At 69.7% G+C, this 21,811-nt stretch carries 14 protein-coding genes, 1 tRNA gene and 4 pseudogenes; 16 read left to right on the top strand and 3 right to left on the bottom strand.

What is annotated here, in order from left to right; genetic code table 11:
- Nucleotides 1-106 precede the first annotated feature (106 nt).
- The 3 genes from BTZ20_RS17670 (at nt 107) to BTZ20_RS17660 (ending at nt 2,290) form a co-directional block, all read left to right on the top strand.
- A complete protein-coding gene (locus tag BTZ20_RS17670) occupies nt 107-802 on the top strand; it encodes an SDR family NAD(P)-dependent oxidoreductase (protein WP_077043798.1) in 696 nt (231 codons plus the stop codon).
- Nucleotides 803-927: 125 nt separating this feature from the next.
- Nucleotides 928-1,767 carry an SDR family NAD(P)-dependent oxidoreductase gene (locus BTZ20_RS17665; RefSeq protein WP_077042255.1) on the top strand — a complete coding sequence of 280 codons (840 nt, stop codon included), beginning with the start codon at nt 928-930 and terminating at the stop codon, nt 1,765-1,767.
- Between the two features lie 154 nt (nt 1,768-1,921).
- Complete coding sequence (locus BTZ20_RS17660) at nt 1,922-2,290, top strand: nuclear transport factor 2 family protein (RefSeq protein ID WP_077042254.1); 369 nt, start codon at nt 1,922-1,924, stop codon at nt 2,288-2,290.
- A 133-nt stretch (nt 2,291-2,423) separates the two neighbouring features.
- On the opposite strand, the gene BTZ20_RS17655 is transcribed toward BTZ20_RS17660, so the two are convergent.
- Nucleotides 2,424-2,499: transfer RNA gene (locus tag BTZ20_RS17655), tRNA-Arg, on the bottom strand.
- A 135-nt stretch (nt 2,500-2,634) separates the two neighbouring features.
- On the opposite strand from BTZ20_RS17655, the pseudogene BTZ20_RS17650 reads away from it, so the two are divergent.
- A pseudogene (locus tag BTZ20_RS17650) lies at nt 2,635-5,014 on the top strand (phosphoketolase); the annotation flags it as partial.
- A gap of 54 nt (nt 5,015-5,068) precedes the next feature.
- On the opposite strand, the gene BTZ20_RS17645 reads toward BTZ20_RS17650, so the two are convergent.
- The gene (locus BTZ20_RS17645; RefSeq protein ID WP_077043797.1) at nt 5,069-5,848 is read right to left on the bottom strand and encodes a DUF305 domain-containing protein; all 780 of its coding nucleotides are present in this window, start codon (nt 5,846-5,848) and stop codon (nt 5,069-5,071) included.
- A gap of 1 nt (nt 5,849) precedes the next feature.
- A pseudogene (locus tag BTZ20_RS17640) lies at nt 5,850-6,768 on the bottom strand (DUF3105 domain-containing protein).
- 121 nt (nt 6,769-6,889) lie between these two features.
- Here BTZ20_RS17640 and argS point away from each other — a divergent pair.
- From argS to BTZ20_RS17580, 12 genes and pseudogenes are all read left to right on the top strand, one after another.
- The gene (argS, locus tag BTZ20_RS17635; RefSeq protein ID WP_077042253.1) at nt 6,890-8,542 is read left to right on the top strand and encodes an arginine--tRNA ligase; all 1,653 of its coding nucleotides are present in this window, start codon (nt 6,890-6,892) and stop codon (nt 8,540-8,542) included.
- Nucleotides 8,539-9,966, top strand: coding sequence for a diaminopimelate decarboxylase (lysA, locus tag BTZ20_RS17630; RefSeq protein ID WP_077042252.1), 1,428 nt, complete (start codon nt 8,539-8,541; stop codon nt 9,964-9,966). The genes argS and lysA overlap by 4 nt, the downstream gene beginning before the upstream one ends.
- On the top strand, nt 9,959-11,272 hold the full coding sequence (locus BTZ20_RS17625; RefSeq protein WP_077042251.1) for a homoserine dehydrogenase: 1,314 nt from the start codon (nt 9,959-9,961) through the stop codon (nt 11,270-11,272). The genes lysA and BTZ20_RS17625 overlap by 8 nt, the downstream gene beginning before the upstream one ends.
- Nucleotides 11,265-12,353 (top strand): threonine synthase, encoded by a 1,089-nt coding sequence (thrC, locus tag BTZ20_RS17620; protein WP_077042250.1) that lies wholly within the window; start codon nt 11,265-11,267, stop codon nt 12,351-12,353. The genes BTZ20_RS17625 and thrC overlap by 8 nt, the downstream gene beginning before the upstream one ends.
- Before the next feature lie 29 nt (nt 12,354-12,382).
- Complete coding sequence (gene thrB / locus BTZ20_RS17615; protein ID WP_077043796.1) at nt 12,383-13,315, top strand: homoserine kinase; 933 nt, start codon at nt 12,383-12,385, stop codon at nt 13,313-13,315.
- 365 nt (nt 13,316-13,680) lie between these two features.
- Nucleotides 13,681-15,816 carry a transcription termination factor Rho gene (rho, locus tag BTZ20_RS17610; protein WP_077042249.1) on the top strand — a complete coding sequence of 712 codons (2,136 nt, stop codon included), beginning with the start codon at nt 13,681-13,683 and terminating at the stop codon, nt 15,814-15,816.
- 233 nt (nt 15,817-16,049) lie between these two features.
- Complete coding sequence (rpmE, locus tag BTZ20_RS17605; protein WP_027503018.1) at nt 16,050-16,283, top strand: 50S ribosomal protein L31; 234 nt, start codon at nt 16,050-16,052, stop codon at nt 16,281-16,283.
- Nucleotides 16,284-16,432: 149 nt separating this feature from the next.
- Nucleotides 16,433-17,512, top strand: coding sequence for a peptide chain release factor 1 (prfA, locus tag BTZ20_RS17600; RefSeq protein WP_077042248.1), 1,080 nt, complete (start codon nt 16,433-16,435; stop codon nt 17,510-17,512).
- A 60-nt stretch (nt 17,513-17,572) separates the two neighbouring features.
- A pseudogene (gene prmC / locus BTZ20_RS17595) lies at nt 17,573-18,471 on the top strand (peptide chain release factor N(5)-glutamine methyltransferase).
- A 106-nt stretch (nt 18,472-18,577) separates the two neighbouring features.
- A pseudogene (locus BTZ20_RS17590) lies at nt 18,578-19,245 on the top strand (L-threonylcarbamoyladenylate synthase).
- Nucleotides 19,242-20,594, top strand: coding sequence for a serine hydroxymethyltransferase (gene glyA, locus BTZ20_RS17585; protein ID WP_077042247.1), 1,353 nt, complete (start codon nt 19,242-19,244; stop codon nt 20,592-20,594). Before BTZ20_RS17590 ends, glyA begins: the two are co-directional and overlap by 4 nt.
- Nucleotides 20,581-21,801: a glycosyltransferase family 4 protein gene (locus BTZ20_RS17580; protein WP_145982339.1), complete on the top strand. Its 1,221-nt coding sequence runs from the start codon at nt 20,581-20,583 to the stop codon at nt 21,799-21,801. The genes glyA and BTZ20_RS17580 overlap by 14 nt, the downstream gene beginning before the upstream one ends.
- Nucleotides 21,802-21,811 lie beyond the last annotated feature (10 nt).

Below are 21,811 nucleotides of genomic sequence, written 5' to 3'. Positions count from 1 at the left end.
CTCATGTCTCGAGTATCGCCCGTCTCGCATCCGCGAGGGTGGTACTGGCGTTCCCAGGATGACGGGACGCCTGGGCAGCGGGCTCGCGGCGGCCGACAGTGGGGACATGACCATCACACTCATCACCGGAGCCAACAAGGGCCTCGGATTCGAAACCGCCCGCGCCCTCATCGAGGCCGGCCACTCCGTCTACCTCGGTGCCCGCGACGCCGGTCGCGGGGAGGCCGCGGCAGCCGCGCTCGGTGCGCGGCACGTCCCGCTCGACGTCACCGACGACGCGTCCGTCGCCGCGGCGGCCGCCCACATCGAGCAGCGCGACGGCGTGCTCGACGTGCTGGTGAACAACGCAGGCATCGGAGGGACGTTCGACCATCCGCGCGACACCCGTGCGGACCAGGTGCGGGAGGTGTACGAGACCAACGTCTTCGGCATCGTCCGCATGATGCACGCGTTCATCCCGCTGCTCGATCGGTCGGCGGCGCCCGTCGTGGTCAACGTGGGCAGCGGCATGGGCTCACTCGCGGTGACGACCGACCCTGACCGGATCGAGGCCGGTCTCGTCGGCATCGGGTATCCCTCGTCCAAGACCGCGGTGAACATGATCACCAGCCAGTACGCGAAAGCGCTGCCGCGCTTCCGCGTCAACGTGGTCGACCCCGGCTACACCGCGACAGACCTCAACGGAAACAGCGGCACCCAGACCGTGGCCGAGGGCGCCGCGATCATCGTGCGGATGGCGGGCATAGGCGTCGACGGCCCGACGGGGTCGTTCTTCGCGGCATCCGGGCCGGTCGGCTGGTGATGCGGGTCATCCGTTCGGTCGGGTAGCCGCGCGCGGCGACTGTTCCACCCATCGGGTCGAGGGTGCCTCGGGCGCTCCGGTGCGGCCTAGCCTCGGGGGCAATCGAACTCAGGACGGAGATTGCCATGGAATCGGCGCAGCAGGTATTCAAAGGCAAGGTCGCGGTCATCACCGGCGCCTCGAGCGGGATCGGAGCGGGCCTCGCGCGGCACGCCGCGGACCTCGGCATGCGGGTGGTCTTGGCCGATGTCGACGCGGAGCGGACCGAGTCGCTGCGGGCGGAGCTCGTCGGGCGGGGTGCCGAGGCGGAGGCCGTGGTGACCGACGTCGCCGACCCGGCCGCCGTCGAGGCGCTGGCCGAGCGGGCCTGCAAGCGATTCGGTGGGGTGGACATGCTGGTCAACAACGCCGGGATCATGGCATTCGGGTACTCCTGGGAGATCCCGGCGGAGCGCTGGGACGCCATGCTCCGCGTCAACATCGGCGGGTACGTCAACGGCCTGCGCGCCTTCGTGCCGAGGATGCTCGCTGCCGGGACCCCGGCGTGGGTGGTGAACGTGTCCTCGGTCGGGGGTCTGCTGCCCAGCCCGCTCATGGCCCCGTACAGCGTCACCAAGTTCGGCGTCCTGGCGCTGACCGAGAGCCTGCACTACGAGATGCAGATGAAGAAGGCGCAGATCAGGGTGTCCGTGGTGACGCCGGGGCACGTCAAGAGCGACATCTTCCGGGCCGCGCGCCCCGGTGCGGACACCCCGCCCGAGGTGCAGGGTTTCCAGCAGTGGCTCCAGAACGACGCGGACGAGCACGGACTCACCCCGGACGAGCACGCGGAGCGGGTGTTCGCCCAGATCGCCGAGGGACGGTACTGGGTGGTGCCCCAGCCCGAGGCCCTCGATCCGGCGCTGCAGCCGCGCACCGACATGATCCTGGGCCGTGTCACTCCCGTGGTGCAGTTCGGCGGCTGACCGCGTCGCGGGAGGCGGAGGTCCGGCGGTATGGGAATTGCGGCTCCGCCGCCTGTGAGTGATCTGTACCCGGTGGGGTTGCGGATCACTCACAGGCGGGGGAGCCGCGTGAGAAGGTTTCGGCACACGAACACCACCAACCGAAGGGGAACCCATGAATCCGGAGTCCGTCGTCACCGAGTTCTGCGCGCTTTGGGCGCAGGCCGATCCCGATGCGATCGTGGAGTATTTCGCGGAAGATGCCGTCTACCACAACATCCCGATGGAACCGGTGGTCGGGAAGTCCGCGATCAAGGACTTCATCACGGGCTTCATCGGATCGTTCGGCGGCATCGCGTTCAACGTGCACCACCAGGTGGCCAACGGCTCGATCGTGATGAACGAGCGCACCGACGTGTTCGCGATCAACGGCAAGCAGATCGACCTGCCGGTGGTCGGCGTCTTCGAGATCGCGCCGGACGGCAAGATCGTGGCCTGGCGGGACTATTTCGACATGACGCCGCTGACGGCGCTCGGCAACTAGCTGTCGGGACCGCATTGCGCTCACATTCTGTGCGCGCAATGGCGGTTTCCGCGCGTTCGCGCCACACAGTGTGAAGAGAGTCCGCTGATCGCGGCAAGAAATGCACCGATCCATCGATGGTTCTTGGTGATGGTGGTGCCCCCGGCAGGATTCGAACCTGCGGCCTTTCGCTCCGGAGGCGAACGCTCTATCCCCTGAGCTACGGGGGCCCGCCGAAACTTCCGGCGTGCCATTGGGCGGGGTTAGCGTAACCCACGATCGGCCGGATCCATATTTGGACCCCCGGTTGGGTAAAGTGCCTGGTACGCACCCGGTGTCCGCCACGAATACCGAAGGGCTCGTCGATGGCCGATCAGGATTATTCCGATGCCGAACTCGACCTGGACCTGCGCTGGTGGGCCGCCGCCAACTATCTGACGGTCGCCCAGATCTACCTGCGGGACAACGCATTGCTGCGAGAGCCGTTGCGTGCCGAACACATCAAGCCGCGGCTGCTCGGACACTGGGGACCAGTCCCGGACTGTCCGCGATCTATGCCGTGCTCAATCGGCACATCCGCCGCACCGACGCGGACTGGCTGTACGTCACCGGTCCGGGGCACGGTGGCCCGGCGCTGGTGGCCGCGACCTACCTCGAGGGCACCTACTCGCAGATCTATCCACAGGTCAGCGCGGATGCGGCCGGGATCGAGCGGCTGTGTCGTCAGTTCTCGGCGCCGGGTGGGGTGCCGAGCCACGTGAGCGTGCAGACCCCCGGCAGCATCCACGAGGGCGGCGAACTCGGTTACGCGCTCGCGCACGCCGCCGGAGCCGCGTTCGACCGGCCCGACCTGCTGGTCGCGTGCGTGATCGGCGACGGGGAGGCGGAGACGGGCCCGCTGTCCGCCTCCTGGAAGCTGCCGGCCTTCCTCAATGCGCGCCGGGACGGTGCGGTGTTGCCGATCCTGCACCTGAACGGCGCGAAGATCGCCGGACCGACGGTCCTCGGGCGCAGTGCCGACACCGATGTCGCCGCCTACCTCTCCGGGCAGGGGTGGGCGCCCGTCTTCGTCGAGGGCGACGACCCGAGGCTCGTGTTCCGCGCGCTGTCGGCCGCGGTCGATGCCGCACACGAGTCGATCACCGCGATCCAGCGGGCGGCCCGCGCCGGTACCGCCTCGCCCGACGCGCCCCGGTGGCCCGCCATCGTGCTGCGCACCCCGAAGGGCTGGACCGGTCCGCACACCGTCGACGGCGTGCTTGTCGAGGGCACGCACCGGGCGCACCAGGTGCCGCTGTCGGCGGTGCGCACCAACCCGGCCCATCTCGCACAGCTCGAGCGATGGATGCGGTCCTACCGACCGGACCGGCTCTTCGACGAGAACGGCACGCTGGCAGCCGAACTCGCGGCCCTCGCGCCTGCGGGAGACAAGCGGATGGGGTCCACCCCGTACGCGAACGGTGGGCGGCTGCGCCGGGCGCTGCCGGTCCCGCCACTCGAGCGCTACGCCCTCGACGTGCCCGAGCCCGGGACGACCCTCCACGAGACCACCCGGGTGCTCGGCGAGATGCTGCGTGACATCTACGCGGCGGGCACCCGGTCCGACGGTGGTGGCGACTTTCGGCTCTTCTGCCCGGACGAGACCGCCAGCAACCGGCTCGGCGCGGTGTTCGAGACGACGGACCGCTGCTGGCAACTGCCGGTCACCGAGCACGACGACGGTCTCGGCCCCGACGGCCGGGTGATGGAGGTCCTCAGCGAGCACCTGTGCCAGGGATGGCTGGAGGGATACCTGCTGGCGGGCGGGCACGGGATGTTCGCGAGCTACGAGGCGTTCGCGATGGTCAGCGTTTCGATGCTGATCCAGCACGCCAAGTGGCTCCAACACGCGCGGACGCTGCCATGGCGGGAACCGGTCTCCTCGTTGAACGTGCTCCTCACCAGCACCTGCTGGCGCAACGACCACAACGGTTTCAGCCACCAGGGCCCGGGCATGATCGACGCGGCCATCCCGCTGTCACCCGAGGTGGTCCGGATCTGGTTGCCGCCGGACTCGAACACGCTGCTCTCGATCTCCGACCACTGCCTGCGCAGCACCGACCACGTCAACCTGATCGTCGTGGACAAGCAGCCGCACCTGCAGTACCTGAGCCTCGAGGAGGCCCACCGGCACTGTGCCGCAGGCGCTTCGGTGTGGCGGTGGGCGGGGACCGAGGATGACGGGGCAGGCAGGCCGGACGAGCCGGACGTCGTGCTGGCGGCCGCCGGGGACGTGCCGACCCAGGAGATCCTGGCCGCGGCCGAACTGCTGCGCGTCTGGGTGCCCTACCTGCGGGTGCGGGTGGTCAACGTCGTCGACCTGATGGCGCTGATGCCCAGGACGTGCATCCGCACGGGTTCACCGACGCGAGCTTCGCCGAGCTGTTCACCGAGGACACCGACGTGGTGTTCGCCTTCCACGGGTACTCACGCGCGGTGCACCAGCTGCTGCACGGCCGACCGAACGCGGACCGCTTCCACGTCCGGGGGTTCAACGAGCAGGGCACGACCACCACGCCGTTCGACATGGTGGTGCTCAACCGGATGAGCCGATACGACCTGGTGCTCGAGGCGCTGCGCCGCGCCCGCCGGGTGCCCCAGCGCGGCGACGAGCTCGCGCGGTACTGCCGGGGTCAGCTCGAGCGGCACCGCGACTACGTCGTCGCGCACCTCGAGGACATGCCCGAGGTGCGCGAATGGACGTGGGGGTCGACCGCCCCGCCGGGCCCACGACGCGTTGACCGTGGGCAGGCGGGACGGTCAGTTCATCGGCAGCGGAGCCGCGCCCTTCTCCTGGAGCATCGCGGTGATCCGGTCCGCCTCGCTCTGCTGGGTGTCGACCATGGTCTGAGCCAGCATCTGGACGGTCGGAACCTCGGCATGCTCTGCGCCGTACTCCATCATCGGCAGGCCACCCTGGTGATGACGCAGCATCAGCTGCAGGTAGAGGACGTCGGCGGCCGGTCCGCGGGCCTGCCGCAGCGCGGCCATGTCCTCGGAGCTGGCCATGCCGGGCATCGCGCCCGTCGACGCGGGCGCTTCGGCAGCGGAGGTCATCGCACCCATGTCGTGGCCGGATTCCGCGTGGCCGTGCCCGTCCCCGCCGTGCCCGGACTCGTCCGAACTCATCCAGGTCATGTAGTCACCGGTCGGGAGCAGCGGCTGATTCCACAGCGACAGCCAGCCGGTCATCTGGCCGATCTGGTTCTGCTGGGTGGTCAGGATGTCGTACGCGAGGTCGCGGACCATCGGGTCGGTGGCATTGGCGATCGCGATCGCCGACATCTCCACCGCCTGGTTGTGGTGCACGGTCATGTCCTGCGCGAACCCGACGTCCACCGAGCCAGCGCCCGGGTCGGCGGCGCCGTCGTCACGCAGCGGCAGGCTCGCCAGGAAGCCGATGGCGAACCCGATCGCGACGGCGGCGATCAGGCCGAGCACGGCGAGGGCGGTGCGCTGACTGCGCTTGCCACCCTCTCGCGCCTGCTCGGGCGCCTGCTGCTCGACTGTGTGCTGTTCGGCTCCGGTCTGATCAGACATGTCAGCCAGCCGGCGCCGGTGCCGGTGCCTCGGGGACGGCGGGCGGGACCTGGAGGTCCGACAGCTGCATGCCGCCTGGCAGTCCGCCGGGCGCTCCGCCGGTGCCCAGCTCGCCCTGATCCTGTGCCAGGCCCTCGCCGTTCATCGGCACCGCGTCGGGGCCGGGCGCCGAGCCGTCGAAGGCGGGCGGGTTGTCCGGGTCGAACGCGCCCGGGATGGTCGAGCAGCTTGCGCCGACCTCGGGGTAGACCCCGAAGTTGTTCAGGCGCAGCGCGGCGATGAACTGGCCGATCCGCGGGTCGCTCGCGTCGTCCAGCTTGAGCTGGTGTCCCCAGCTCTGCAGGGAGATGGGGAGTCGAGGCCCGGGTACGGCGACATCAGCATGTAGGACTTGCCGTCGACCCGGTCAGCCAGCGCGTCACGCTGGTCGTCGGAGACCTTGTCCGGGTTGTAGGCGATCCACACGGCGCCGTGTTCGAGCGAGTGCACGGCGTTCTCCGTGCGGATCGCGTTCGGGTACACGATGCCGGTGCAGGTGGCCCACGTCGCGTCGTGCGGGCCGCCGTACGGCGGGGTCTTGTCGTAGGCCACCCGCTGCGTCGCGCTCACGTGCAGCGCCGGGGGTACTCGTTCCGGACGACGCCGTCGATCTCGATCGAGGGATCCTTGTTCTCGGAGCTCGGCGCGAACTTGTCGGCCTCCGCCTTGTCCTGGTACTTCGGGAACAGGTTCACCGCGAGCACCCCGATCAGGGCCAGCACGGCAACCACCGCACCGATGGTCAGCCAGGGGATGTTGCGTTGCTTGGGGAGCCCGGCCTTGGGCTTGGCGCCGCCGGCACTCTTGTTGGCGGCTTTGATGGCCTTGGCTGACTTGGCGCCCGAGTTCTTGGCGCCGCGATTTTCCGAACCGCTTGGCATCGGTGAGTGCTCTTTCGGTGGTGGGACAGTCTCAGGGAGGCGGTGGGTCCCGCCGGGGCCCCACTCTACGTTCAGTGCCTGAGCGCAGGCCCTGAACGGCCAGACCATAGGATAGATACCTGTGACTCCTGCCGACCTTGCCGAACTGCTCCGAGGGACCGCCGCGAAGGTCCTCGCCGAGCGTGGGCTCGACGCGAGCGTCCTCCCGGCGACGCTCGCCGTCGAACGCCCCCGCAACCCCGAGCACGGGGACTACGCCAGCAACGTGGCCATGCAGGTCGGCAAGAAGGCGGGCGCCAACCCGCGCGATCTGGCGACCTGGCTGGCCGACGCGCTGACCGCCACCGACGGCATCGAGACCGTCGAGGTGGCCGGTCCGGGATTCCTCAACATCCGGCTGGCCGCGGCCGCCCAGGGCGTCATCGTCGCGAACGCCATTGCCGCGGGCGAGGCCTTCGGTTCGTCCCAGGCGCTGGCAGGAAAGCGGATCAACCTCGAATTCGTCTCGGCGAACCCGACGGGACCGATCCACCTCGGCGGCACCAGGTGGGCCGCGGTCGGTGACGCGCTCGGACGCATCCTCGCCGCCCAGGGCGCTGCCGTCACCCGCGAGTACTACTTCAACGACCACGGCGCCCAGATCGACCGGTTCGCGCGGTCGCTGATCGCCGCGGCCAACGGCGACCCGGCGCCCGAGGACGGCTACGCGGGGGCGTACATCTCCGACATCGCCGCGGAGGTCGTCCGGCAGCGGCCGGACGCGCTCGCGCTGCCCGCCGACGAGCGTCAGGAGACGTTCCGGTCCATCGGCGTTGCGCTGATGTTCGACCACATCAAGAAGACCCTGCACGAGTTCGGCACCGACTTCGACGTGTACTTCCACGAGAACTCGCTCTTCGAGTCGGGCGCCGTCGAGACTGCGGTGGCGACCCTCAAGGCGTCCGGGAACCTCTACGAGGAGGACGGCGCCTGGTGGCTCAAGAGCACCGACTTCGGTGACGACAAGGACCGCGTGGTCATCAAGAGCGATGGCAACGCGGCGTACATCGCGGGCGACATCGCCTACTTCCAGGACAAGCGTTCGCGCGGCTTCGACCTGTGCATCTACATGCTCGGCGCCGACCACCACGGCTACATCGGCCGGCTCAAGGCCGCGGCCGCCGCGTTCGGCGACAACCCGGACACCGTCGAGGTGCTGATCGGTCAGATGGTGAACCTGGTCCGCGACGGCGTCGCGGTGAAGATGAGCAAGCGGGCGGGCACCGTCATCACCCTCGACGACCTGGTCGAGGCAATCGGCGTCGACGCCGCCCGGTACGCGATGATCCGGTCCTCCGTGGATTCGAGCCTGGACATCGACCTCGAGCTGTGGACCAGCACCACCAGCGAGAACCCCGTCTACTACGTGCAGTACGCGCACGCTCGGCTCGCCTCGCTGGGTCGCAACGCGGCCGAGCTGGGCATCTCCACCGAGAACCCGAAGCTGGAACTGCTCACCCACGACCGGGAGGGCGACCTCATCCGCACCATCGGCGACTACCCCCGGGTGGTGGCCGCGGCGGCCGAGCTGCGGGAGCCGCACCGGATCGCCCGGTACATGGAGGAGCTGGCAGGCACCTACCACCGCTTCTACACCGACTGCCGGGTGCTGCCGCAGGGCGACGAGCCCGCGGGCGATCTGCACACGGCCCGGCTGGCCCTGTGCGCGGCGACCCGCCAGGTGCTCGCCAACGGACTCGCCGTGCTCGGCGTCAGCGCACCGGAGCGAATGTGAGCGCGCATCCGGCGGGACCCAAGCACGCGGAGATCCCGCACGCGCCCGGACTGCCGCCGCGGCCGGAGTCCGCGGCCGAGCTGACCGCACTGCCCGCCGCCGTCTGGCCCCGCAACGCCGCCCGCGGCGAGGACGGCGTTGTCCGGCTGGCCGGGGTGCCCGTCACCGAGCTGGCGGAGCAGTACGGCACGCCGCTGTTCGTCATCGACGAGGACGACTTCCGGTCCCGGTGCCGCGACATGGCCCGTGCCTTCGGACCCACCGGCAAGGTGCACTACGCCTCGAAGGCGTTCCTCTGCGGTGAGGTCGCCCGCTGGGTCGCCGAGGAGGGACTGTCGCTCGACATCTGCTCCGGCGGCGAGCTGGCCATCGCGCTGCACGCGAACTTCCCGGCCGAGCGAATTGCCATGCACGGCAACAACAAGTCCGTCGCCGAGCTCGAGGCCGGGGTGGCCGCGGGTGTCGGGCACATCGTGCTCGACTCGACCCAGGAGATCGATCGGCTGGATCGCGTCGCCGGCGCGCACGGTGTGGTGCAGGACGTGCTGATCCGCGTCACGGTCGGCGTCGAGGCGCACACCCACGAGTTCATCGCCACCGCCCACGAGGACCAGAAGTTCGGGTTCTCGCTCTCGGACGGATCGGCACTGGACGCCGTCCGCCGCGTGTTCGCCACCGAGAACCTGCGGTTGGTCGGGCTGCACAGCCACATCGGCTCGCAGATCTTCGAGGTCGACGGATTCGAGCTCGCCGCGCACCGCGTGATCGGGCTGCTCCGCACCATCGTCGCCGAGTTCGGGGTGGACAAGTCCTCGCAGATCTCGATCGTCGATCTCGGCGGCGGGATGGGGATCTCGTACCTCGCGACCGATGACCCGCCGCCGGTGGACGACCTGGCGGCCAAGCTCGCGCACATCGTCGCCACCGAGTCGGCGCTCGCCGGACTGCCGGTGCCGACCCTCGCGGTCGAGCCGGGCCGGGCGATCGCGGGACCGGGCACCGTGACCCTGTACGAGGTCGGAACGGTCAAGGATGTTCGCTTGGGTGCCAACGCAACCCGGCGATACATCAGCGTGGACGGCGGGATGAGCGATAACATCCGCACGTCGCTGTATCAGGCCGAGTACGACTCGCGCCTGGTCTCGCGCGACAGCGTGGCCGACCCGGTGGTCGCCCGCGTGGTGGGGAAGCATTGCGAGAGTGGCGACATCGTCATCCGGGACGCCTGGATGCCGGAGGACGTCAACGCGGGAGATCTGCTCGCGGTCGCCGCCACTGGCGCATACTGCTATTCGATGTCCAGCCGCTACAACCTGCTCACCCGGCCTGCCGTGGTCGCGGTGCGTGACGGTCAGTCCCGACTGATCTTGCGCAGGGAAACAGTGGAAGATCTGCTCAGCTTGGAGGTACAGCAACATGACTGAACCGAGTGGCAATGCCGCGATCGGTGTGGCGGTCCTCGGCCTCGGCAACGTGGGCAGTGAGGTCGTGCGAATTCTGCGCGAGCACGCCCGCGAGCTCGAGGCACGGGTCGGCGCACCGGTGGTGCTGCGCGGTATCGCGGTGCGCCGGATCGAGGGTGACCGCGGGGTTCCGGCCGAGTTGCTGACGACCGACGCGGACTCTCTGGTCACGCGCGCGGACGTGGACATCGTCGTCGAGGTGATCGGCGGCATCGAGGTGCCCCGCAAGCTCATCCTCGCCGCCCTCAACTCGGGCAAGTCGGTGGTCACCGCGAACAAGGCGCTGCTGGCCGACTACACCGGCGAGCTCGCCGAGGCAGCCGAGAACAAGCGTGTCGACCTGTACTTCGAGGCCGCGGTCGCGGGCGCGATCCCGGTGATCCGCCCGCTGACGCAGTCGCTCGCGGGCGACCGGGTCAACAAGGTCGCCGGAATCGTCAACGGCACCACCAACTTCATCCTCTCCGCGATGGACGAGACCGGCGCCGACTACGCCGACACTCTCGCCGAGGCGGGCCGGCTCGGCTATGCCGAGGCCGATCCGACCGCGGACGTGGAGGGTTACGACGCCGCGGCGAAGGCCGCGATCCTCGCGTCGATCGCGTTCCACACCCGCGTCACCGCCGCCGACGTGTACCGCGAGGGCATCTCGAAGATCAGCTCGGCGGATCTCGAGGCGGCCAAGTCGCTGAACTGCACGGTCAAGCTGCTCTCGATCTGCGAGCGGATCAACGGCGCGGACGGCTCCGAGCGGATCTCCGCCCGGGTCTACCCGGCGCTTGTCCCGCTCGATCACCCCCTCGCCTCCGTGAACGGCGCGTTCAACGCGGTCGTGGTCGAGGCCGAGGCCGCGGGCAGGCTCATGTTCTACGGGCAGGGTGCCGGTGGCTCGCCGACCGCCTCGGCCGTGATGGGCGACCTCGTGATGGCGGCCAGGAACCGGGTGCACGGCGGCCGCGGCCCCCGTGAGTCGAAGTACGCGGACCTCAAGATCGCGCCGATCGGCGAGATCCCCACCCGCTACTACGTCAACATGCAGGTCGCGGACCGTGCGGGCGTGCTGTCGGCGGTCGCGGCTGAGTTCGCCAAGCACGACGTCAGCATCTCGACGGTCCGTCAGGAGGGCATGGGCAACGGAGCCGGGCTGATCGTGGTCACCCATTTGGCGACCGACGCGGCCCTGTCCGAAACCGTTGCGGCCCTCGGCAAGCTCGAGTTCGTGACCGCGGTCACCAGTGTTCTCCGATTGGAAGGTTCCAGTGAATAGCCCCCGCCTGCACACTCCCGTTCACACCCCCTGGCCTGGGCTGATCGAGGCGTACCGCGATCGACTCGCCATCGGGCCGAACTGGAAGACGATCACGCTGCGCGAGGGCGGTACCCCGCTGCTGCCCGCCGCCCACCTGTCCGAGATCACCGGGTGCGAGGTCCACCTCAAGGTCGAGGGTCTCAACCCGACCGGGTCGTTCAAGGACCGCGGCATGACCATGGCCGTCACCGACGCGCTTGCACGCGGCCAGAAGGCCGTGCTGTGCGCCTCGACGGGCAACACCTCGGCTTCGGCCGCGGCCTACGCGGCCGTCGCGGGCATGACCTGTGCGGTGCTGGTGCCGCAGGGCAAGATCGCGATGGGCAAGCTGGCCCAGGCCGTCATGCACGGCGCGAAGATCATCCAGGTCGAGGGCAACTTCGACGACTGCCTCGAGCTGGCCCGCAAGACCACCGCCGAGTTCCCGACCATCGGTCTGGTGAACTCGGTCAACCCGGTGCGCATCGAGGGACAGAAGACCGCGGCGTTCGAGATCTGCGATGCGCTGGGCAAGGCGCCCGACATCCACGCCCTCCCTGTCGGCAACGCGGGCAACATCACCGCGTACTGGCGGGGGTACTCGGAGTACTACGCGGACGGGATCACCTCGGTTCGTCCGCGCATGCTCGGCGTGCAGGCGGCGGGCGCGGCTCCGCTGGTGCACGGTGCCCCGGTCAAGGACCCGGAGACCATCGCCACCGCCATCCGCATCGGCTCGCCCGCGTCCTGGGACGGTGCCGTCGCGGCCAAGGAGGAGTCGAACGGCGTCTTCCGCGCCGCAACCGACGAGGAGATCCTCGAGGCCTACCGGCTCATCGCCCGCACGGAGGGCGTGTTCGTCGAGCCCGCGTCGGCGGCCTCGGTCGCAGGCCTGCTCGCCGCCCACAAGGAGGGCTGGCTGGACGCCGGGCAGACCGTGGTGTGCACCGTGACCGGTAACGGACTCAAGGATCCCGACACGGCGCTCGCGGGAATGCCTGCTGTGCAGCCGATCCCGGTCGACCCGGTGGCGGTTGCCGCGGCGCTCGAGCTCGTCTAGTGGTCGCACCGCGCATCGGAGGGAGCACGATGACTCAGACGCTGCCCGCCGGGCTCACCGTGACCGCACGGGTGCCCGCGTCGACGGCGAACCTCGGTCCGGGCTTCGACACGCTGGGGCTGGCCCTGGCGCTGTACGACGAGATCACCGTGACGACCACCGATGCGGGGCTGACGATCCGGGTGGAGGGCGAGGGCGCCGAGGACGTGCCCTGGGGCCCGTCGCACCTGGTCGTGCGTGCGATCGAGCGGGGGCTCGAGTCGGTCGGCGTCTGGGCCGATGGTCTGGACGTGGTGTGCCGCAATGCGATTCCGCATTCGCGCGGACTCGGGTCGTCCGCGTCGGCTGCGGTCGGCGGGCTCGCGGTGGCGAACGGGCTGGCGAGCAAGCTCGACCCGGCGCTGGCACTCACCCAGGAGCAGCTGGTCCAGCTGTCCTCCGAGTTCGAGGGCCATCCCGACAACGCGTCCGCCAGCGTGCTCGGCGGCGCGGTGGTGTCCTGGTCCGAGGACACCGGCGTCGCGGACTCGCCGCGCACCTACGCCGCGGTGCGACTGGACGTGCACCCCGACATCCGGGTGGTGGCGCTGGTGCCGTCGGAGCGTTCCTCGACGGCGCAGACACGGGGCCTGCTCCCGGATCTGGTTCCGCACGCCGATGCCGCCTTCAACGTCAGCAGGGGAGCGCTGGCGGTAGTGGCCCTGACCAGTCGTCCTGACCTCCTGATGGCCGCGACCGAGGATCGGCTGCACCAGAGTCAGCGGGCGTCCGCGTTGCCGCTGACCACACGCTGGATCGAAACGCTGCGGCAGTCCGGTATCGCGGCGACGGTCTCGGGCGCGGGCCCCACCGTGCTGGCGCTGTCGACAAGGGCGTTCCCCGACGAACTCCGCGCCAAGGCGGAAGCGGACGGGCTCCGGGTGCTCGAACTCGGCGTCGCGGACGGTGTGCAGGTCGGTTGATCGGCTGACCGGACTTCGATACCGGCGGGTCGGTCCTTGCCCGCGGCCCCGTTGGAGGCTATCCTGAGGGTCGTTCGCCCATCGTGCGCATCAGACGCCGGTGTTCTACCAGGGCATTCACTCCGAGAATTGGCTCCCGTACCCCGGGACTGCCGAGGCAGGGGTAGACGCACCTGGCTCGATTCCCTCGCGTGATTTCCGCGGTGATCGACTTGGAACGTGCCTGTTCGAGAGGCCACGGGGGCGGACGAGCCGATAGTTCCATCCAGCGAACACGTCCGGCATAACCGAGTTCAGCGAGTGAGCTGAGCTTCGGGACGAACCCTCGACACGCGCCGCGCGAGCGAGGGAAGGAAAGGATCTCCGTGACCGATACGGACCTGATCGCCACACCTGCTCTCGATACCCCGGTTGAGTCCGCGGCGAGCCAGGCCGGCGGCACTGCACGAACTTCTGAAGCCACCGGCGACGCGGTGGCAGCCTCCACCAAGCGCGCCGAGGCCCGGCGCGGTGCCGGCCTGTCCGGCATGGTGCTGGCCGAGCTGCGCGGACTCGCGACCGAGCTCGGCATCAAGGGAACCTCCGGCCTGCGCAAGGGCGACCTGATCGCGGCCATCAAGGAGCGTCAGGGCGGCTCCACTGCCACCAAGTCGGCGCCCAAGGCGGCTCTCGTCGAGGCCGCGGCAAGCGAGGTCACGACCGCGCCGCAGCGGGTCGCCGACGTTGCCCCCGCCGCCGAGTCGGCGCCCGCCACCACCGAGCGTCCGGCAGCGCAGGCCGCCGAGTCCGCCGAGGGCGAGCAGGGTGGCCGCCGAAACCGGCAGCGCCGCGGGTCGTCTCGCCAGGCCGGCTCGCCCGAGCAGGGTGAGTCGACGGCATCGACGGCCCCCGCGACCGAACAGGGCGGCGACCGCCAGCCCCGTCAGGAGCAGGCCGGCGAGCGCAACCGTCGCGACCGCAACCAGGGCGAGCGCAACCAGGGCGAGCGCAACCAGGGCGAGCGTGGCCAGGGTGAGCGCAACCAGGGTGAGCGCAACCAGGGTGAGCGTGGCCAGGGTGAGCGTAACCAGGGCGAGCGCAATCAGGGTGAGCGTGGCCAGGGCGAGCGTAACCAGGGTGAGCGCAATCAGGGTGAGCGTGGCCAGGGCGAGCGTAACCAGGGTGAGCGCAACCAGGGCGGCAACGGCCCGCGCGGCGAGGGTCGCAACGACAACCGCGGCGGCGAGGACGAGGACGGCCGGGGTCGGCGGGGACGCCGGTTCCGTGAGCGTCGTCGTGGACGCGACCGCGGCGAGGGCGGCGGCGCAGGCGTCGACCGCGACATGGAGATCCGCGAGGACGACGTCCTGCAGCCGGTCGCGGGCATCCTCGACGTGCTCGACAACTACGCTTTCGTGCGGACCTCCGGTTACCTGGCGGGCCCGAACGACGTGTACGTCTCGATGAACCTGATCCGCAAGAACGGGCTCCGTCGCGGTGACGCCATCACCGGTGCCGTCCGCGTCGCCCGTGAGGGTGAGGGCGGCGGCGGTGGCAGCCAGCGTCAGAAGTTCAACCCGCTGGTCCGCCTGGACACCGTCAACGGCGGCGACGTCGAGGCGGCCAAGCGGCGGCCCGAGTTCGGCAAGCTGACGCCGCTCTACCCGAATCAGCGTCTGCGTCTCGAGACCACGCCGAACATCCTCACCACCCGTGTCATCGACCTGGTGATGCCGATCGGTAAGGGCCAGCGCGCCCTCATCGTCAGCCCGCCGAAGGCCGGTAAGACCAGCGTGCTGCAGGCGATCGCGAACGCCATCGCCACGAACAACCCCGAGTGCTACCTGATGGTCGTCCTGGTCGACGAGCGTCCGGAAGAGGTCACCGACATGCAGCGTTCGGTGAAGGGTGAGGTCATCGCCTCCACCTTCGACCGGCCGCCGTCAGACCACACCTCGGTCGCCGAGCTCGCCATCGAGCGGGCCAAGCGCCTCGTCGAGGAGGGCAAGGACGTCGTCGTGCTGCTCGACTCGATCACCCGACTCGGCCGCGCGTACAACAACTCGTCGCCCGCCTCGGGACGAATCCTGTCCGGTGGTGTCGACTCGACCGCGCTGTACCCGCCGAAGCGGTTCCTCGGCGCGGCCCGCAACATCGAGAACGGCGGCTCGCTCACGATCATCGCCACCGCGATGGTCGAGACCGGCTCCACCGGTGACACCGTGATCTTCGAGGAGTTCAAGGGCACCGGCAACGCCGAGCTCAAGCTCGATCGCAAGATCGCCGAGCGTCGGGTCTTCCCTGCGGTCGACGTCAACCCGTCCGGAACCCGTAAGGACGAGCTGCTGCTCAACCCGGACGAGGCCGCGGTGCTGCACAAGCTGCGCCGGGTGCTCTCCGGCCTTGACTCGCACCAGGCGATCGATCTGCTGATCGACCGGCTCAAGAAGAGCAAGAACAACCTCGAGTTCCTGATGCAGGTCTCCAAGACCGCGCCGGGAGCGATGGGCGACGACGACTAGTTGCTCGTGCGACGAGGCAGGCCCCGGAAACCGTGCGGTTTCCGGGGCCTGCCTCGTGTCGGCGCCGGTCGGGAACAGATCGTGGCACCTGGTCGTTAGGACTTGATGCACGCGTTCTGGCAGAATGAACGATCGCGCCCGTGGCACTCGCCGCGTGCGAGTACAACAATGTCCGGTTCCGGTTCACGGCTTCGATTGGCGAAGGCGACCCGGCGACCACCGAAAGGGACACCATGAAGGCAGGAATCCACCCCAACTACGTGGCGACCACCGTCGTCTGCGGTTGCGGTAACACGTTCGAGACCCACAGCACCAAGGAGTCCGGACGCATCAACGTCGAGGTCTGCTCGCAGTGCCACCCGTTCTACACCGGCAAGCAGAAGATCCTCGACACCGGTGGACGCGTCGCGCGCTTCGAGGCTCGCTACGGCAAGCGCGCCGGCAAGAAGGCCGACGCCGACAGCTAGCTGTCCCGCCGACGCCCGTCCTGTGTTCCATTGCAGGCCGGGCGTCGGTTTTTTGTACCCGTGGTGCGCGCGCCGGACCCCGGCGCCAACATCCACCCATTGCACTGCCCGGCATCCCCTCGGGGTTGCCGACAACCGAGGAGCGAACCATGGCGGGGACCACCCAGCCGTCGGCGATCGATGACATCCTGGCCGAGCACGCCGGCCTCGAGCTGCAGCTGTCCGACCCGTCCCTGCACAACGACCCCTCGGCCGCCCGCCGGGTCGGCAAGCGGTTCGCCGAGCTCGCTCCCATCATGGCCACCCACACCAAGCTGCAGGCCGCGCGCGAGGACCTGGAGGCGGCTCGCGAGCTGGCCGCCGACGACTCGAGCTTTGCCGCCGAGGTGCCCGAGCTGGAGGCCAAGGTCGCCGAGCTCGACGTCGCCCTCACCGACCTGCTCGCGCCGCGGGACCCGCACGACGGCGACGACGTCGTGCTCGAGGTGAAGTCCGGCGAGGGCGGCGAGGAGTCCGCGCTGTTCGCCGCGGACCTGGCCCGGATGTACCTGCGCTACGCCGAGCGGCACGGCTGGCGGGTCGAGGTCCTCGACGCGAACATCTCCGATCTCGGCGGCTACAAGGACGCGACCCTGTCGATCAAGTCGAAGGGCGACACCCGCGACGGTGTCTGGGCCCGGCTGAAGTTCGAGGGCGGCGTGCACCGCGTCCAGCGGGTGCCCGTGACCGAGTCCCAGGGCCGGGTGCACACATCCGCGGCGGGCGTGCTGATCTACCCGGAGCCCGAAGAGGTCGAGGAGGTGCAGATCGACGAGACCGATCTGCGCATCGACGTGTACCGCTCGTCCGGCAAGGGTGGCCAGGGCGTCAACACCACCGACTCCGCGGTCCGGATCACCCACCTGCCCACCGGCATCGTCGTGACCTGCCAGAACGAGCGCTCGCAGCTACAGAACAAGGCGCGCGCGATGCAGGTGCTCGCGGCCCGTCTGCAGGCGGCTGCCGAGGAGGCCGCCGCGGACGAGGCCTCGGCAGGACGCCAGAGCCAGGTCCGCACCGTGGACCGCTCCGAGCGCATCCGTACCTACAACTACCCGGAGAACCGGATCACCGACCACCGGATCGGGTTCAAGGCGCACAACCTCGACGCCGTACTCGACGGCGATCTGGACGCGCTGCTGGATGCGCTCGGCAAGTCGGACCGGGAAGCCAGGCTCGCCGTCGAGTAGCCACGTGGCCACGGTCGGGGAATGCGGGGTTCCTGCGGCGGCCCATGGCAGGCTGGACGGGTGAGTCGTCAACCCCTCCGCCTCGCGATCCTCGAGGCCACCACGCTGCTCGAGGAGGCGGGCGTACACAGTCCCCGCACGGATGCAGAACTGCTCGCCGCCCACGTCGTGGGGTGGAACGAACCAGGCTCGGCCTGGTGCCGCTCGTCGACCCCGAGGTGATCGAGCGGTACCGCGCGCTGGTCGCCCGGCGCGCCGAGCGGGTTCCGCTGCAGTACCTCACCGGTGTGTCGTCGATGGGCGACATCGACCTCCAGGTCGGTCCGGGGGTCTTCGTGCCAAGACCGGAGACCGAGCTGCTGTTCGCGTGGGCCCTCGCCTTCCTGGAGGGACATCCCGCGCATCCACCGGTGATCCTCGACCTGTGCGCGGGCACCGGGGCGCTGGCGCTGGCGCTGGCGAACGCCCGCCCGGACGCGATCGTGCACGCGGTGGAACTGGATCCCGCGGCGCTGGCCTGGACCCGCCGCAATGCCGAGGCCAGGGCGAACGAGGGCGACACCCCGATCACGCTGCACCAGGGCGACGTCACCGACCGGTCGTTGCTCACCGAGCTCGAGGGCAAGGTCGACATCGTGGTGTCGAATCCGCCGTACATCCCCGAGGGTGCCGAGCTCGATCCCGAGGTCGCGGATTTCGACCCGCACCTGGCTCTGTTCGGCGGGCCGGACGGGCTGTCGGTGATCACCCCGATGGTCTCCAACATCGCGCGCTGGCTGAAGATCGGCGGCGCCCTTGCCATCGAGCACGACGACACCAACGGCGGTCAGGTGGCGGCACTGCTGCGCGAGCGTCGGGTGTTCGGCGAGGTCGCCGAGCATCCGGACCTGGCGGGCAAGCCCCGGTTCGTGGTCGCCCGCCGGGTCGCAACGGAGGCCGAGGCGGCCCGCGGGCACTGATCGCGGTGCGTGGAGCCTGCGGAACGACCCAATGGTTCGGTGCGTGGAGCCTGCGGAACGACGAGGTGTGTCTGCGACGGATCGACGCGGATGGAAGGATGGGGGAGTGAGCATCGTCTACGACTGCCGGAACACCGATTCGCGCGAGGCGGGCATCGCTGCCGCGACGAATTCGCTCAAGGCCGGGCGCCTGGTCGTCGTGCCGACCGACACCCTCTACGGACTCGCGGCCAACGCCTTCGACGGCGAGGCCGTCACCGCGTTGCTGCGCGCCAAGGGCCGCGGACGGGACATGCCGGTTCCGGTGCTCGTCGGCTCGTGGAACACCATCGACGGACTCGTCTTCACGGTGCGGCCGCAGGCGCGTGAGCTGATTCGCGCCTTCTGGCCCGGTGGGCTGAGTCTCGTTGTGCAGCAAGCGCCCTCGTTGGCGTGGGACCTGGGCGACACCAGGGGGACCGTGATGTTGCGGATGCCGCTGCACCCGGTGGCGCTCGAACTGCTGCGTGAGGTGGGACCCTCGCGGTGTCGAGCGCGAACATCTCCGGGCACGCGCCAGCCGCCACCGTCGAGCAGGCCCGCGATCAGCTCGGCGGCGCCGCATCGGTGTACCTGGACGGTGGCCCCGCCCAGCACGCTGTCGCCTCGACGATCGTGGACCTGACGGCCGACGAGCCGCGGATCCTGCGCGAGGGGGCGGTCGCGGCCGCGGACATCGCGGAAGTACTCGGCGTGACCATCGAGAGCCTGCTGCCGGGACGGGTACCGGAGTGAGCCAGGCGGGTTCCCCGCGGCAGGCCCACGCCGATCAGGCGTTCTGGGGCCCGGACTTCTCCGAGCTCGAACGGACAGACCCGGAGATCGCCGAGATCACCCTCGCCGAACTGGACCGGCTGCGCGGCGGGTTGCAGCTGATCGCCAGCGAGAACCTGACCAGCCCCGCGGTGCTGGCGGCGCTGGGGTCCACGCTGAGCAACAAGTACGCCGAGGGGTACCCGGGTCACCGGTACTACGGCGGCTGCGCCGAGGTCGACCGCGCCGAGAGCCTGGCGATCGAGCGGGCCAAGACGCTGTTCGGGGCCGAGCACGCCAACATGCAGCCGCATTCCGGGGCCAATGCAAATCTCGCGGTGTACGCCGCGTTCGCGAAGCCCGGCGACCCGGTGCTGGCGATGAGCCTGCCGCACGGCGGCCATCTCACCCATGGGTCCAAGGTGAGCTTCTCTGGCAAGTGGTTCACCCCGATCCCGTATCACGTGGACAAGTCGACCGAGCTCATCGACTACGACGAGGTCCGTGACCTCGCGCTGACCCATCGGCCGCGGATCATCGTCGCGGGCGCGACCGCGTATCCGCGACTGATCGACTTCGCGAAGTTCCGGCAGATCGCTGACGAGGTGGACGCCATCCTGTGGGTCGACGCCGCGCATTTCATCGGACTGGTGGCAGGCGGCGCGATCCCGTCGCCGGTGCCGTACGCCGATGTCGTCTCCGCGACCACCCACAAGGTGCTGCGCGGTCCGCGCGGCGGCATGCTGCTGTGCCGGGCCGAGCACGCCAAGGCCGTCGACAAGGCGGTATTCCCCTTCAGCCAGGGCGGCCCGCTCATGCACTCGATCGCGGCCAAGGCGGTAGCGCTGAAGGAAGCGGCGACAGACGACTACCGGGCCTACGCCTCGAGTGTGGTCGACAACGCCGCGGCGATGACCAAGGCACTCGAGACGGGCGGCATGCGCGCGGTGTCCGGCGGCACCGACACCCACCTGGCGCTGCTGGACCTGCGCGAGCTCGGGGTGACAGGCGCCGAGGCCGAGCGGCGTTGCGACGCGGCCCGAATCACGTTGAACAAGAATGCGATCCCGTTCGATCCGGCGCCGCCGATGGTGGCGTCCGGGATCAGGGTCGGATCGGCGGCGGTGACCACGCAGGGTTTCGACGCCGACGATTGCGCGGCTGTCGGTGCGCTGATCGCCAGGGCGGTGCGGGCCGAGGACGGCACCACCGCGGGCGACGCGGAGCTGGCCGACGTGGCGCACGAGGTCTCGGAGTTGGTGGCGCGAAAGCCGGCCTATCCCCGGCCGGCGACGCAGACGAGTGCAGCGGCAGGGGATGGCGCGCGGTGACGGTAGCCTCTTCGACGTGATCGCCGCCCATTCAGAATTGCTCGCTCAGTCGGGCCGGGGGGCCGGGGTCCCGATCAGGGAACTGTTGCTGGTGCTCTTCACCGCTGCGGTCATCACGTTCCTGGCGACCGGGGCGGTCCGGTTGTTCGCCCTCAAGTTCGGCGCCGTTGCCGTCCCGCGCGACCGAGACGTGCACGTCACGCCCACGCCCCGGCTCGGTGGCGTCGGCATGTACGTCGGATTCGTCGCGGCCCTGCTGTTCGCCCAGCAACTGCCCGCGCTGGCCAGGGGATTCGACTACAACACCAAGGACATCCCGGCGGCGCTCGTCTCCGGCGGCGTCATCGTGCTGGTCGGGATCATCGACGACCGGTGGGGACTGGACGCGCTCACGAAGTTCGTCGGCCAGGTCACCGCGGCGGGCGTGCTGGTGGTGATGGGGGTCAGCTGGTTCGTGCTGTACCTGCCCTTCAACGGCACCACGCTTGTGCTGGATCAGTTGCAGTCGGGCCTGGTGACGGTGCTGATCGCGGTCGTGATGATCAACGCCATGAACTTCGTCGACGGCCTCGACGGGCTCGCGGCCGGGCTCGGGCTGATCGCGGCGCTGGCGATCTGCGTGTTCTCGGTCGGCCTGCTGCACGAGCAGGGCGGTGACGTGAGTGCGTATCCGCCCGCGATGCTGGCCGCCGCGCTGGCGGGTGCGTGCCTTGGCTTCCTGCCGCACAACTTCCAGCCGGCCCGGATCTTCATGGGGGACTCGGGCTCGATGCTGATCGGCCTGATGCTGGCGGCCATCTCCACCAGCGCCTCCGGCCGGATCCCGCTCAGCGCCTACGGCACAAGGGACATCCTCGGTCTGCTCTCGCCGCTGCTGCTGGTGGGCGCCGTGATGTTCATCCCGATCCTCGACCTGCTGCTCGCGGTGGTCCGGCGGACAAGGGCCGGACGCAGCCCCTTCAGCCCCGACAAGATGCACCTGCACCACCGGCTTCTGCAGATCGGGCATTCGCACCGGCGTGTGGTCCTGCTGATCTACTTGTGGGTCGGCGTGCTCGCCTTCGGCGCCGTCGGTTCGGCCCTGCTCGATCGGCGGATCGTCGTCCTGCTGGTGGCGGGAGGCCTGGTGTTTGCGCTGGTCGTCACCGCTGTGCCGTCGCTGCGCCTGAAGCAGGTCCCCGGTCGCGATCGGGCGGGCCGGTCGTAGCCCGCTAGGC

Origin of the sequence: Rhodococcus sp. MTM3W5.2 (assembly GCF_001984015.1) — a bacterium.
GTDB lineage: Bacteria > Actinomycetota > Actinomycetes > Mycobacteriales > Mycobacteriaceae > Rhodococcus_G > Rhodococcus_G oryzae.
The sequence above is the reverse complement of the archived record's forward strand: the minus strand, read 5'-3'. Positions and strand labels throughout refer to the sequence as shown.

Bases quoted from the DNA above. Each gene is read 5' to 3' on its own strand.
- BTZ20_RS17670 (WP_077043798.1), top strand. From the start codon at position 107: ATGACCATCACACTCATCACCGGAGCCAACAAGGGCCTCGGATTCGAA.
- BTZ20_RS17665 (WP_077042255.1), top strand. From the start codon at position 928: ATGGAATCGGCGCAGCAGGTATTCAAAGGCAAGGTCGCGGTCATCACC.
- BTZ20_RS17660 (WP_077042254.1), top strand. From the start codon at position 1,922: ATGAATCCGGAGTCCGTCGTCACCGAGTTCTGCGCGCTTTGGGCGCAG.
- BTZ20_RS17645 (WP_077043797.1), bottom strand. From the start codon at position 5,848: ATGTCTGATCAGACCGGAGCCGAACAGCACACAGTCGAGCAGCAGGCG.
- BTZ20_RS17625 (WP_077042251.1), top strand. From the start codon at position 9,959: ATGACTGAACCGAGTGGCAATGCCGCGATCGGTGTGGCGGTCCTCGGC.
- thrB (WP_077043796.1), top strand. From the start codon at position 12,383: ATGACTCAGACGCTGCCCGCCGGGCTCACCGTGACCGCACGGGTGCCC.
- rpmE (WP_027503018.1), top strand. From the start codon at position 16,050: ATGAAGGCAGGAATCCACCCCAACTACGTGGCGACCACCGTCGTCTGC.
- prfA (WP_077042248.1), top strand. From the start codon at position 16,433: ATGGCGGGGACCACCCAGCCGTCGGCGATCGATGACATCCTGGCCGAG.
- BTZ20_RS17580 (WP_145982339.1), top strand. From the start codon at position 20,581: ATGGCGCGCGGTGACGGTAGCCTCTTCGACGTGATCGCCGCCCATTCA.